The 12,866-nt window shown below is 57.5% G+C and carries 11 protein-coding genes and 2 tRNA genes; 1 reads left to right on the forward strand and 12 read right to left on the reverse strand.

The window, feature by feature from the left end:
• Positions 1–22 precede the first annotated feature (22 nt).
• The 10 genes from nusA to rlmE form a co-directional block, all read right to left on the reverse strand.
• The gene (gene nusA / locus V476_RS06130; protein ID WP_003340582.1) at positions 23–1,504 is read right to left on the reverse strand and encodes a transcription termination factor NusA; all 1,482 of its coding nucleotides are present in this window, start codon (positions 1,502–1,504) and stop codon (positions 23–25) included.
• A gap of 59 nt (positions 1,505–1,563) precedes the next feature.
• Positions 1,564–2,022, reverse strand: coding sequence for a ribosome maturation factor RimP (gene rimP / locus V476_RS06135; RefSeq protein WP_002555126.1), 459 nt, complete (start codon positions 2,020–2,022; stop codon positions 1,564–1,566).
• A 130-nt stretch (positions 2,023–2,152) separates the two neighbouring features.
• Positions 2,153–2,229 (reverse strand) — tRNA-Met (locus V476_RS06140).
• 95 nt (positions 2,230–2,324) lie between these two features.
• A tRNA-Leu gene (locus V476_RS06145) sits at positions 2,325–2,410 on the reverse strand.
• Positions 2,411–2,455: 45 nt separating this feature from the next.
• Entirely contained in the window at positions 2,456–2,836 is a 381-nt protein-coding gene (gene secG, locus V476_RS06150) for a preprotein translocase subunit SecG (RefSeq protein WP_003313628.1), read from the reverse strand.
• Between the two features lie 4 nt (positions 2,837–2,840).
• A complete protein-coding gene (gene tpiA / locus V476_RS06155) occupies positions 2,841–3,596 on the reverse strand; it encodes a triose-phosphate isomerase (RefSeq protein ID WP_024959666.1) in 756 nt (251 codons plus the stop codon).
• Positions 3,597–3,662: 66 nt separating this feature from the next.
• Positions 3,663–5,006, reverse strand: a complete 1,344-nt coding sequence (gene glmM / locus V476_RS06160) for a phosphoglucosamine mutase (protein ID WP_003395197.1) — start codon at positions 5,004–5,006, stop codon at positions 3,663–3,665.
• Between the two features lie 16 nt (positions 5,007–5,022).
• Entirely contained in the window at positions 5,023–5,874 is an 852-nt protein-coding gene (folP, locus tag V476_RS06165) for a dihydropteroate synthase (RefSeq protein ID WP_024959665.1), read from the reverse strand.
• A gap of 8 nt (positions 5,875–5,882) precedes the next feature.
• Positions 5,883–7,787, reverse strand: a complete 1,905-nt coding sequence (ftsH, locus tag V476_RS06170; protein WP_003313633.1) for an ATP-dependent zinc metalloprotease FtsH — start codon at positions 7,785–7,787, stop codon at positions 5,883–5,885.
• A gap of 193 nt (positions 7,788–7,980) precedes the next feature.
• Positions 7,981–8,631 carry a 23S rRNA (uridine(2552)-2'-O)-methyltransferase RlmE gene (rlmE, locus tag V476_RS06175; protein WP_003313635.1) on the reverse strand — a complete coding sequence of 217 codons (651 nt, stop codon included), beginning with the start codon at positions 8,629–8,631 and terminating at the stop codon, positions 7,981–7,983.
• Between the two features lie 103 nt (positions 8,632–8,734).
• Between rlmE and V476_RS06180 the strand changes: the two genes are divergently transcribed.
• A complete protein-coding gene (locus V476_RS06180) occupies positions 8,735–9,046 on the forward strand; it encodes a YhbY family RNA-binding protein (protein WP_003340569.1) in 312 nt (103 codons plus the stop codon).
• 79 nt (positions 9,047–9,125) lie between these two features.
• On the opposite strand, the gene greA is transcribed toward V476_RS06180, so the two are convergent.
• Both greA and carB read right to left on the reverse strand, forming a co-directional pair.
• On the reverse strand, positions 9,126–9,602 hold the full coding sequence (greA, locus tag V476_RS06185; protein ID WP_003340567.1) for a transcription elongation factor GreA: 477 nt from the start codon (positions 9,600–9,602) through the stop codon (positions 9,126–9,128).
• Positions 9,599–12,820: a carbamoyl-phosphate synthase large subunit gene (carB, locus tag V476_RS06190; RefSeq protein WP_003340565.1), complete on the reverse strand. Its 3,222-nt coding sequence runs from the start codon at positions 12,818–12,820 to the stop codon at positions 9,599–9,601. Before carB ends, greA begins: the two co-directional genes overlap by 4 nt.
• Positions 12,821–12,866: the final 46 nt, after the last annotated feature.

Below are 12,866 nucleotides of genomic sequence, written 5' to 3' on the forward strand. Positions count from 1 at the left end.
TCTCTCCTCAGGCCGCGCCCAATTACTCGAACCAGTGGGCTCGGGCGGCCATGATCAACTTGCCGGCACGATCATCGTCAATGCCGTCGATGTCGAGCAGGTCATCTATAGACTGCTCGGCCAGGTCTTCGCGGGTAATTACGCCGCGCACCGCCAGTTCCATCGCCAAATCCTTGTCCATACCCTCAAGCGAGAGCAGGTCTTCGGCCGGATGGGCGTCTGCCAGCTTTTCCTCTGTAGCGATGGCTTTAGTCAACAAACGATCCTTGGCACGAGCGCGAAGCTCGTTGACGATGTCTTCGTCAAAGCCGTCGATGTTGAGCATTTCTTCCAACGGTACGTAGGCAATCTCTTCCAGGCTGGTGAAGCCTTCATCAACCAGCACCTGTGCCAATTCTTCATCGACTTCGAGTTCTTCGATGAAATTGCGCAGGATGTCACCGGTTTCAGCTTGCTGCTTGGCCTGGATGTCCGATTCGGTCATTACGTTCAGGGTCCAGCCAGTCAGTTGACTTGCCAGACGCACGTTCTGACCGCCACGACCAATAGCCTGGGCCAGGTTGTCCGCTCCCACTGCGATATCCATTGCATGCGCGTCTTCATCTACGATGATTGCCGCTACTTCTGCAGGGGACATTGCATTGATCACGAACTGCGCCGGGTTATCGTCCCAAAGGACGATATCCACACGCTCGCCACCCAGCTCGCCGGAAACAGCCTGAACTCGCGAACCGCGCATGCCGATACAGGCACCTTGCGGGTCGATTCGTTTATCCTTGGAGCGAACAGCGATTTTCGCACGAGAACCCGGGTCACGGGAGGCAGCCATCACCTCGATCAGACCTTCGGCAATTTCCGGCACTTCAATGCGGAAAAGCTCGATCAGCATCTCTGGCGCGGTACGCGACAGAATCAGCTGAGGGCCACGGTTTTCGGTGCGAATTTCCTTCAGCAGAGCACGGACGCGAACACCGACCCGGAAAGTTTCCCGGGAAATGATGTCTTCACGAGCCAGCAAGGCTTCGGCATTGTTACCCAGGTCAACGATGACATTGTCACGTGTAACCTTTTTAACAGTACCAGAAATGATTTCACCCAGACGCTCGCGGTAGGCGTCGACTACCTGAGCACGCTCGGCTTCGCGAACTTTCTGCACAATGACTTGCTTGGCGGTCTGCGCAGCGATACGACCGAATTCGATGGAATCGATTTTTTCTTCGATCAGGTCGCCGGCAACAGCACCCGGCTTTTTCGCCTGGGCCTGATCCACGGCCAATTCGTAAGCAGGATCGTCCAGATCTTCGTCTTCGACAACTGTCCAGCGACGGAAAGTCTCGTAGTTGCCTGTCTGGCGATTGATCTCTACACGCAATTCTACTTCATCTTCAAAACGTTTCTTGGTAGCAGTGGCCAGAGCCAGCTCCAGCGCTTCAAAAATGACACTTGCCGGAACGCCCTTTTCATTGGACACCGACTCAACAACCAGCAGTACTTCTTTGCTCATCGTACGCCTCGCCTTTCGCAAGCCATTGGATCCGCGGGATCCGCAGTAACCGGCACGTCTCAGTCAAACGTGGGAATAATGTTGGCCTTGTCGATCATGTCGATCGGCAACAGGAACTCATGGTCTTCAACCTGCACCACGACATCCTGCTCCTCCACCCCGCGGAGAAGGCCTTGAAAGTTGCGTCGACCTTCGAAAGGTGAACGCAGCTTTATTTTCACTTGTTCCCCGGCGTACGAAGCAAACTGCTCAATAGTGAACAGCGGGCGCTCCATGCCAGGAGAAGATACTTCGAGGGTGTACTCGGTGCTGATTGGATCTTCTACGTCCAATACACCGCTGATCTGGCGACTGACGATTGCACAGTCGTCGACCAGAACACCCCCTTCCTTGTCGATATAAATGCGCAGCACCGAATGCTTGCCCTGGGAACTGAAATCGATTCCCCAGCATTGGTAGCCAAGGGCCACGACCACTGGGGCCAACAAGTCCTGCAACTGTTCTAGCTTGCTCGACACCTGAACCCCCTCGTGCATGCTTTAGAAATAAAAAAATGGGCAAAAGCCCATCCCTGAAAACGCCGCTGAACATCGACGTCATGTACTGTCCAGCTAACAAAAAGCCCCTTAAAAGGGGCTCCGCTAAAACTGGTTGCGGGGGCTGGATTTGAACCAACGACCTTCGGGTTATGAGCCCGACGAGCTACCAAACTGCTCCACCCCGCGACAAAGCTGGGGCGGAAGTATACGACCGATCCATTGCTGGGTCAATCCAACATCCACCTACAAGAAAGCCCGCTAGTGCGGGCTCTCCTGTTAATTGGTACCGAGAAGGGGACTCGAACCCCTACACCCTATGGGCACAACCACCTCAAGGTTGCGTGTCTACCAATTCCACCACCTCGGCATTACAACTCTTTTGGCGACCTCACGAACATCGCCGAATTCTGTATTACTTCTTCTCTGGGGCTTGAGGTACGTCAGCTGGAACAGCGGCTGGCTTTTGCCCTTCGAGAACCGGTACATCATCTGCTGCCGGCTTTTGCTTCACTTCCAGTACTGCGGGGTCTGGCAAACCTACTTGAGTCAGCTGTTGAGCTTTCTCTTTAGCAAAGTATCCTAACCCCAAGCTGGTTATGAAAAAACATGCCGCAAGTATAGCAGTAAACTTACTGAGAAAGGTAGAGGTTCCTTGACCTCCGAAGACAGTATTTGATGCACCTGCTCCGAACGACGCGCCTGCGTCGGCACCTTTACCCTGCTGCAGCAATACCAGAGCGACAACGCCCAGAGCGCCCAACAGGTGAAAAACGATTACGACTGTTTCCAGCATTTTTTCAGTTTCCCGCGGCGCGACAGATCGCACCGAACTCATCTGCATTCAGGGAAGCTCCACCAATGAGCCCCCCATCGATATCCGGCATGCTGAAGAGCTCGACCGCATTGGCCGCCTTCACGCTGCCGCCATAGAGAAGTCGCACGCCTTGTGCGACTTCGGCATTCTCTTGTGCCAGTTGCGCACGGATTGCTGCGTGCACTTCCTGGGCTTCCTGAGGCGAAGCAGTCAATCCGGTGCCAATGGCCCAGACCGGCTCGTAGGCAATAACAGCGTTGACCAGTGCGTTGACGCCAAACTCGGCGATGACACTGTTCAGCTGACGCCCTACCACTTCAAGCGTTTGCCCCGCCTTGCGCTCTTCCAGCGTTTCACCTACGCAAAGCACAGGTGTCAGACCTTTCGCCTGAATCGCCGCAAACTTCTTGTTCAGAACATCCTCTTGCTCGCCAATCAACTGACGACGCTCGGAGTGCCCGACAAGTACCAGTTTGCAACCTGCATCAGCCAGCTGGCTCGATGCAACTTCACCCGTCAGCGCGCCCTGCTCAGCCTGCATGGCTGCATCCTGCGCACCAACGATGATCGACGTTGCCTTGAGCCCTTCGACTACCTGACAAGTAAACAGACTGGCAGGCATTACGGCGATATCGACGCTGCCTGGCAAAGACTGCTTGCACAAACCCTCGATCAGCTCAGCGACGCTGGCGCGGGTACCGTGCATTTTCCAGTTACCAGCTACCATTGGGCGACGCATGCTACACCTCGTGGGTCAAAGTGGGCGCAGATGTTACCCAACAGTTCCGACACTGGCAAGCCGAAATCAGGCGCAAACTTCAGTAACCAGTTTTGCGAGTTCTTCGGCGTACGCCCTGACCTGCGTTTCGTCCTCGCCTTCGACCATGACGCGCACCAGCGGCTCGGTACCCGATTTGCGCAGCAGTACCCTGCCACGCCCGGCCATCTGCTCGGTGACGCGAGCGCAGGCCTCCTGGACCGACGGATGCGAGACCGGGTCAACACCCGACCCGGCGAAGCGTACGTTGATCAGGATTTGCGGACATTTGCGCAATTTCAGACGCGCTTCGGCCAGGCTCACACCACTGCGACGCAGGGCCAGTATCACCTGCAACGAGGCAATAATCGCATCACCGGTGGTGGCGTGCTGGAAACAGACGATATGACCGGAGTTTTCGCCGCCTATCTGCCAGTTGCGCTCTAGCAGCTCGGCGATCACATAGCGGTCACCTACATTGGCCCGAACAAAAGGAATACCCTGCTCGGCCAGGGCCAGTTCAAGCCCCAGGTTGCTCATCAATGTGCCGACGACGCCGCCCTGCAAGCGACCCCGCTCATGCAGGTCGCGGGCGATGATGTAAAGCAATTCGTCGCCATCGACGATGGTCCCGGTGTGATCAACCATCAACACGCGGTCGCCGTCACCGTCGAAACCGATGCCCATGTCCGCATGCTCGGCAAGCACGGCCGCCTGCAGGGCTTCCATGTGCGTGGAGCCACAGTCCTTGTTGATGTTGAGCCCGTCAGGTTGCGCGGAAAGCACCACGACCTGCGCGCCCAGCTCACGAAATACGTTGGGCGCTACCTTGTAAGTCGCACCGTGAGCGCAGTCGATGACGACCTTGAGGCCGGCGAAGTCGGTGCTGGTAGGCACGCTGCTTTTGCAGAATTCGATGTATCGCCCGGCCGCATCGTTGATCCGCGAGACCTTGCCGAGGTTCTCGGACTCAGCCACGGTCATCGGTGCGTCAAGCAGCTCTTCGATCATCATTTCGATCTCGTCAGGCAGCTTGGTGCCCTGACCGGAGAAGAACTTGATGCCGTTGTCGTAGTGCGGATTATGCGAGGCGCTGATGACGATGCCAGCCTCGGCATGAAAGGTACGTGTCAGATAGGCGATGGCCGGTGTCGGCATCGGGCCCAGCAAGAGAACGTCAGCGCCCGCAGCGGAGAGGCCGGCCTCGAGGGCCGACTCGAACATGTAGCCGGAGATGCGCGTGTCCTTGCCGACAAGAATCCGGCAGGCGCCCATCTTGCGGAAAGCCATGCCGGCGGCCCAACCCAGTTTCAGCATGAACTCGGGAGTGATCGGGAATTGCCCTACACGACCGCGAATGCCGTCGGTTCCGAAATATTTTCTGGTAGTCATGGATGCCCCACTGTTGTTATTCAGCTGCTTCGACAGCTGTGATCATGCGCACCACGTCAGCCGTTTCGGCGACATCATGCACACGTAGAATTCTTGCCCCTTTGGCCATCGCCAGAACCGCCAGGGCGAGCCCGCCGGACAGACGCTGGTCGACGGGACGCCCCAGCACAGCACCGATCATGCTCTTGCGCGAAACACCCACCAGCAAAGGGCGGCCGAGCGCATGCAGCGCTTCCATATGCTTGAACAGGCTCAGATTGTGCTCCAGTGTCTTGGCAAAGCCAAAGCCCGGATCAAGAATGATCTGCTGCTGACCGATTCCTGCAGCGACGCACTGCTTCATGCGCTCAGCCAGGAAGGCACAGACCTCGCCCACCAGGTCATCGTAGTGCGGGTCATTCTGCATGGTTCCGGGCTCGCCCAGCATATGCATGAGACAGACCGGCAAACCGGTGCTTGCGGCCGCCTCAAGCGCGCCTGGGCGCTGCAGCGCGCGAACGTCGTTGATAAGCCCGGCACCCAGTCCAGCCGTCGCCAGCATGACCTCAGGGGTGGAGGTATCCACAGAGATGATCACATCCAGTTCGCGCGCGATGACCTCGACCAGCGGAGCCACACGCTCGACCTCTTCCGACGCAGAGACAGGACGCGCGCCCGGACGCGTTGACTCGCCACCGACATCGATAAGCGTCGCGCCAGCCTGCACCATTGCCTCGGCGTGACGCAGCGCCGCATCGAGCTGGCTGTAGCGGCCGCCATCGGAAAATGAGTCTGGGGTTGCGTTGAGGATGCCCATCACGTGCGTATGGGCCAAATCAAGAACCCGGTTGCCGCAAGGCAACCGGGTTGGGTACAGCGCAGATGTCATGTCAGACCTTAGTGCTCGGCGGCAGGGCCGCCAATCGGAGTTTCCGGACGAGGGTCAGGCGTGATCGGCGTACCGTTGGTACCCGAACCACCACCCCAGTCACGCGGCTCGCGCGGAGTACGACCGGTCATGATGTCGTCGATCTGGTCGGCATCAATGGTTTCGTACTTCATCAGCGCGTCGGCCATCGCTTCCAGCTTGTCGCGATTATCCGTCAACAGCTGCTTGGCGGTGCCATAGCAGTGGTCGATGATGCTGCGCACTTCGGAGTCGATAAGCTTGGCAGTATCGCCGGAAACACTGGAGTTCTGGCTGCCGCCGCGACCCAGGTAACCTGCATCTTCATCTTCCGAGTACATCAGCGGGCCGAGCTTTTCAGACAGACCCCACTTGGTGACCATGTTCCGGGCAATCTGGCTGGCACGCATGATGTCATTGGAGGCACCGGTTGTGACGCCATCGAAGCCCAGGGTCATTTCTTCCGCAATACGACCACCATACAGCGAGCAGATCTGGCTGATCAACGCACGCTTGGACAGGCTGTAACGGTCCTCTTCAGGCAGGAACATCGTCACACCCAGCGCACGACCGCGCGGAATGATGGAAACCTTGTAGACCGGATCATGCTCTGGCACCAGACGACCAACGATAGCGTGACCCGCCTCGTGGTAAGCCGTGTTGCGCTTTTCCTTATCGGACATGACCATCGATTTGCGCTCGGCGCCCATCATGATCTTGTCCTTGGCCAGCTCGAACTCTTTCATCTCTACAACGCGCTTGCCGGAGCGAGCAGCGAACAGCGACGCTTCGTTGACCAGATTGGCCAGATCCGCACCGGAGAAGCCCGGCGTACCACGAGCGATAACGCCCGGGTTGACGTCTTCACCCATTGGCACTTTGCGCATGTGAACCTTGAGGATCTGCTCACGGCCACGAATGTCCGGCAGACCTACAACTACCTGACGGTCGAACCGACCCGGACGCAGCAGAGCCGGATCCAGCACGTCAGGACGGTTGGTAGCGGCAATCACGATGATGCCGTCATTCATTTCAAAACCGTCCATCTCGACCAGCAACTGGTTGAGAGTCTGCTCACGCTCGTCATGACCACCGCCCATGCCGGCGCCACGGTGGCGACCGACTGCGTCGATTTCGTCGATGAAGATGATGCATGGCGCGTGTTTCTTGGCTTGCTCGAACATGTCGCGAACGCGGCTCGCACCAACACCCACGAACATTTCGACAAAGTCGGAACCGGAAATCGTGAAGAACGGGACCTTCGCTTCGCCGGCAATGGCCTTGGCGATCAGCGTCTTACCAGTACCTGGAGGGCCGACCATCAGCACGCCGCGCGGAATACGACCGCCCAGGCGCTGGAACTTGCCCGGATCGCGGAGGAATTCGACCAGTTCGCCGACTTCTTCCTTGGCTTCGTCGCAACCGGCAACGTCAGCCAGGGTCGTCTTGACCTGATCTTCTGACAACAGACGCGCTTTGCTCTTGCCGAAGCTCATCGGGCCGCCCTTGCCGCCCGCCCCGCCCTGCATCTGACGCATGAAGAACATGAACACCGCGATGATCACCAGTATCGGGAAGCTGGCCACCAGCAACTGGGTCCAGATGCTCTGCTGCTCAGGCTGCTTGCCTTCGATCACGACGTTGTTGCTGACCAGATCACCGATCAGGCCATTGTCCGGGATGTTCGGGCGGATGGTCTTGAAGGTGTCGCCATCGCTGCGCTTGCCCGTAATGACGTAGCCGTCAACAGAAACCTTCTCGACCTTGCCATCCTTGACCTGCTGGATGAACTCGGAATAGTTGAGGTTCTGCGGCTCGTTCGGGCTGGAGAAGTTGTTCATCACCGTCACAAGGACAGCCGCGATGATCAACCACAGGATCAAATTCTTTGCCATATCGTTCAATTAGCTACCCTCTGAAGCAAGCTCCACGCAGCAAGCGTGCCTCGCATGATATTCACCGGCCTAACTTACTACAGAACCTACAGATACGGCAGACACCGTCTGTAACCCTTTGTGAAACTTTGACAACATAATGTTCAGTCATGCTGCATCGGTAACGCCATTTGAAAAAAGCTATCGCGCCTTGTCAAAAACGTTCGATGCTGGCCGCGCCATCAATGCCGCGGAAGCCGCGAGCCAGCAGGTATTGCTCGCGGGACCTGTCGCGGGACGACGACGGCTTGCGCATCTGCACCTTGTCGAACAGCTTGCGGATATCCTTGTGGTAGACATCGAAGCCTTCACCCTGGAAGACCTTGATCAGAAAATCGCCACCGGGACGCAGTACCCGACCAGCAAGATCGAGCGCCAATTCGCAGAGAAACATTGCACGCGGCATATCTACAGCGCTCAATCCACTCATATTGGGGGCCATATCGGAAATCACAAGGTCTACCTGCGTATTACCGACTGCCTCGAGTATCTGCTCAAGAATCGCATCCTCGGTAAAATCCCCCTGAATGAAGGTCACATCGGGGATGCTGTCCATTTCAAGGATGTCGGAAGCGATCAGACGACCTTGACCGCCGATCAGACGACTGGTCACCTGCGACCAGCCTCCCGGCGCCGCGCCGAGGTCGATCACGGTCATGCCCGGACGGATGAGTTTGTCCTTTTCCTGGATCTCGAGCAGCTTGTAACTGGCACGCGAACGGTAACCGTCCTTTTGTGCCATTTTGACGTACTTGTCGTCGAAGTGTTCTTTGAGCCAGTTATGGCTTGTCTTGGAACGGGCCACGGGGCACCTCAAAAATAAACGAGTCGTGATTAACTGGGCGGTCCCGGACTCGCTCGGGTAAACTGGCCGCCGCTTTTAAAAGATCAGACGCAGAGGTCAGATTATGCCGCTCACTCCAGAGCAGAAGAAACAATACAAATCCATTGGCCACCATCTGAAACCGGTATTGATCGTGGCTGACAATGGTTTGACTGAAGGTGTACTTGCAGAGCTTGAACGCGCACTGAGCGATCATGAGCTGATCAAGATCAAGCTCAACATCCTCGACCGCGAAAGCCGTCTCGGTGCCATCGCAGAACTGTGCAAGGCCGGTTCTGCCGACCTGGTTCAGGTCATCGGCAAAATGGCGTTGATCTATCGCAAGAACCCAAAGGTAAACAAGCAACTGTCCAACGTCCACCGCGCACACGGATAAAAACAGAAGTCAGGGCCGCCAAAAGCGAGCCCTGACTCTTTTTTGCCGCTGAAAGCACCCGTAAAAACGGGCGCCAGCATCAGATATGACGCACTTCGACGATTTCGTACTCGATCACGCCACTTGGCGTTTTCACGACAACGACATCACCCTCTTCCTTGGCAATCAAGGCACGGGCAATGGGCGAGCCCACTGAAATCTTGCCTTTCTTGATATCTGCTTCGTCCTCACCCACGATCTGATAGACCACGCTTTCGTCAGTCTCGACATTGGCGATTTCGACTGTCGTGCCGAAGATCACCTTGCCGGTGTGCGGAATAGTCGTGACGTCGATGATCACAGCGTTCTGCATGCGGCCTTCGATATCACGAATACGCGCCTCGACCATCCCCTGCTGCTCGCGGGCAGCATGGTATTCGGCGTTTTCCTTGAGGTCGCCCAGTTCGCGCGCAGTACCGATGTCCTGGCTCAACTTGGGACGAATCACCTTGGTCAGGTGGGTCAGCTCTTCTTCCAGGGCGCGAGCGCCCTGAACGGTCATTGGGTATTTGATCATGCCTTCAATCCTGCATGGAGATCCTGCAAACGACGTACGGTCTTCTCCGGACCGAACTTGAGCGCTTCACAGATCGCTTCGCCTGCTGCAATGGTAGTGGTGCAGTAAATCTTGTGCTGCAGGGCGTTGCGACGGATGGAGTAGGAATCCGCGATCGACTGGCGACCTTCGGTGGTGTTGATGATCAGAGTGACTTCGTCGTTCTTGATCATGTCGACCACATGCGGACGGCCTTCGGTCACCTTGTTGACGCGACGCACTTTCAGGCCTGCCGCCTCGATCAGCTTGGCGGTGCCTGCGGTGGCAACGATCTCGAAACCAAGATTGATAAGGTCACGAGCGACCGCTTCAACCAGAGGCTTGTCATCGTCACGTACGCTGATGAACGCGGTACCGCCAGTCGGCAGCACTTCGCTCGCGCCCATCTGGGCCTTGGCAAACGCTTCGCCAAAGGTATCACCCACACCCATCACTTCACCGGTCGATTTCATTTCCGGGCCGAGGATCGGGTCAACGCCAGGGAATTTGGCAAACGGGAACACTGCCTCTTTCACGCTGTAGAAGTTTGGAATGATTTCCTTGGTGAAGTTCAGCTCTTTCAGGGTTTTGCCTGCCATCACGCGGGCAGCGATCATCGCCAGGGAAACACCGATGCACTTGGAAACGAACGGCACCGTACGCGATGCGCGCGGGTTGACTTCAATGACGTAGATGTCTTCGCCCTGAAGTGCCAGCTGCACGTTCATCAGGCCGACAACGCCCAGTTCCAACGCCATCTTCTTGACCTGCTCGCGCATCTCGTCCTGGATGTGAGCCGGCAGCGAGTACGGCGGCAGCGAGCACGCGGAGTCACCGGAGTGAACGCCCGCCTGCTCGATGTGCTGCATGATCGCGCCGATTACCACGTCAGTACCGTCGCAGACCGCATCGACGTCCATCTCGATTGCGCAGTTCAGGAAGTGGTCCAGCAGCACCGGGCTGTCGTTGGACACCTGAACCGCTTCGCGCAGGTAACGCTTGAGTTCGTCTTCCTGGTAAACGATTTCCATCGCACGGCCACCCAGTACATAAGACGGACGCACCACCAGTGGATAACCGATCTTCGCTGCGGCACGAATCGCTTCGTCTTCGCTGCGCACAGTGGCGTTTGGCGGCTGACGCAGGTTCAGACGCTCGACCATGTGCTGGAAGCGCTCGCGGTCTTCGGCACGGTCAATGGCATCGGGACTGGTGCCGATGATCGGCACGCCGGCAGCTTCAAGAGCACGCGCCAGCTTCAGAGGCGTCTGGCCACCGTACTGGACGATCACACCTTTCGGCTTCTCGACACGGACGATTTCCAGCACGTCTTCCAGGGTGACAGGCTCGAAGTACAGACGGTCCGAGGTGTCGTAGTCGGTGGAGACGGTCTCCGGGTTGCAGTTGACCATGATGGTCTCGTAACCGTCTTCACGCAGTGCCAGCGCGGCATGCACGCAGCAGTAGTCGAACTCGATACCCTGGCCGATGCGGTTCGGGCCGCCACCCAGGATCATGATCTTGTCACGCGTCGACGGGTTGGCTTCGCACTCTTCCTCGTAGGTCGAGTACAGGTACGCGGTGTCAGTTGCGAACTCGGCTGCGCAGGTGTCGACGCGCTTGTAGACCGGGAACACTTCGAGCTTGTGACGATGCGTCCGCAGGTTCTTCTCGGTAACGCCCAGCAGCTTGGCCAGACGCGCGTCGGAGAAGCCCTTGCGCTTGAGACGGAACATCACGTCACGGTCGATTGCCGACAGACCCAGGGTCTTGATCTTCTCTTCGTCCTTGATCAGGTCTTCGATCTGCACCAGGAACCAAGGGTCGATCATGTTCATGGCGAAGATTTCTTCGACCGTCATGCCGGCGCGGAAGGCGTCGGCGACGTACCAGATACGCTCGGCGCCCGGCACAGTCAGCTCGCGCTTGAGCGTGCTCATGCTTTCCGGATGGCTCAGGTCCAGCTTCGGATCAAGACCGCACACACCGACTTCCAGGCCGCGCAGGGCTTTCTGCAGGGATTCCTGGAAGGTACGGCCGATGGCCATGACTTCACCGACCGACTTCATTTGAGTGGTCAGACGTGCATCGGCCTTGGCGAATTTCTCGAAGGCAAAGCGCGGCAGCTTGGTGACGACGTAGTCGATCGACGGTTCGAACGACGCCGGGGTCTTGCCGCCAGTGATTTCGTTCGACAGCTCGTCAAGGGTGTAGCCCACTGCCAGCTTGGCGGCAACGCGAGCGATCGGGAAGCCGGTCGCCTTGGAAGCCAGTGCAGAGGAACGCGATACACGCGGGTTCATCTCGATGACGACCATGCGGCCGGTGTTCGGGCAGATGCCGAACTGAACGTTGGAACCACCGGTTTCAACGCCGATCTCGCGCAGCACTGCCAGCGAGGCATTACGCAGGATCTGGTATTCCTTATCGGTCAGGGTCTGTGCCGGCGCTACGGTGATCGAGTCACCAGTGTGCACACCCATCGGGTCGAAGTTCTCGATCGAGCAGACGATGATGCAGTTGTCCTTTTTGTCGCGGACAACTTCCATTTCGTACTCTTTCCAGCCGATCAGCGATTCGTCGATCAGCAGTTCCTTGGTTGGAGACAGGTCCAGACCACGGGCGCAGATTTCCTCGAACTCTTCACGGTTGTAAGCGATACCGCCGCCGGTGCCACCCATGGTGAACGACGGACGGATGATGCAAGGGAAGCCGAGCTTTTCAAGAACTGCGTTGGCTTCTTCCATGCTGTGCGCGATACCGGAGCGCGGGCACGCCAGGCCGATGGACTTCATCGCCTTGTCGAAGCGCGAACGGTCTTCTGCCTTGTCGATGGTGTCAGCGTTGGCGCCGATCATTTCAACACCGAACTTCTCCAGAACGCCTTCGCGCTCCAGATCCAGTGCGCAGTTCAGAGCCGTCTGGCCACCCATGGTTGGCAGCAGTGCGTCCGGACGTTCTTTTTCGATGATCTTGGCAACGGTCTGCCACTTGATCGGCTCGATGTAGGTGGCGTCAGCCATGGCCGGGTCGGTCATGATGGTGGCAGGGTTGGAGTTCACCAGGATGACACGGTAACCCTCCTCACGCAGAGCTTTGCAGGCCTGGGCGCCGGAGTAGTCGAATTCACAGGCCTGGCCGATCACGATGGGGCCGGCGCCGAGAATCAGGATGCTTTTAATATCTGTACGTTTTGGCATGGGTTGTCACTCAAATCCGCAGGTCAGTCGGCAAGCCGTCTTGAAC

The sequence above is a fragment of the Pseudomonas syringae KCTC 12500 genome, assembly GCF_000507185.2.
GTDB classification, from domain to species: Bacteria; Pseudomonadota; Gammaproteobacteria; order Pseudomonadales; family Pseudomonadaceae; genus Aquipseudomonas; species Aquipseudomonas syringae.

What these genes read in the sequence shown, in the direction of transcription:
- nusA (WP_003340582.1), bottom strand. Translation starts at nt 1,504, where the DNA reads ATGAGCAAAGAAGTACTGCTGGTTGTTGAGTCGGTGTCCAATGAAAAG.
- secG (WP_003313628.1), bottom strand. Translation starts at nt 2,836, where the DNA reads ATGCTGGAAACAGTCGTAATCGTTTTTCACCTGTTGGGCGCTCTGGGC.
- tpiA (WP_024959666.1), bottom strand. Translation starts at nt 3,596, where the DNA reads ATGCGTCGCCCAATGGTAGCTGGTAACTGGAAAATGCACGGTACCCGC.
- glmM (WP_003395197.1), bottom strand. Translation starts at nt 5,006, where the DNA reads ATGACTACCAGAAAATATTTCGGAACCGACGGCATTCGCGGTCGTGTA.
- folP (WP_024959665.1), bottom strand. Translation starts at nt 5,874, where the DNA reads ATGACATCTGCGCTGTACCCAACCCGGTTGCCTTGCGGCAACCGGGTT.
- ftsH (WP_003313633.1), bottom strand. Translation starts at nt 7,787, where the DNA reads ATGGCAAAGAATTTGATCCTGTGGTTGATCATCGCGGCTGTCCTTGTG.
- V476_RS06180 (WP_003340569.1), top strand. Translation starts at nt 8,735, where the DNA reads ATGCCGCTCACTCCAGAGCAGAAGAAACAATACAAATCCATTGGCCAC.
- greA (WP_003340567.1), bottom strand. Translation starts at nt 9,602, where the DNA reads ATGATCAAATACCCAATGACCGTTCAGGGCGCTCGCGCCCTGGAAGAA.
- carB (WP_003340565.1), bottom strand. Translation starts at nt 12,820, where the DNA reads ATGCCAAAACGTACAGATATTAAAAGCATCCTGATTCTCGGCGCCGGC.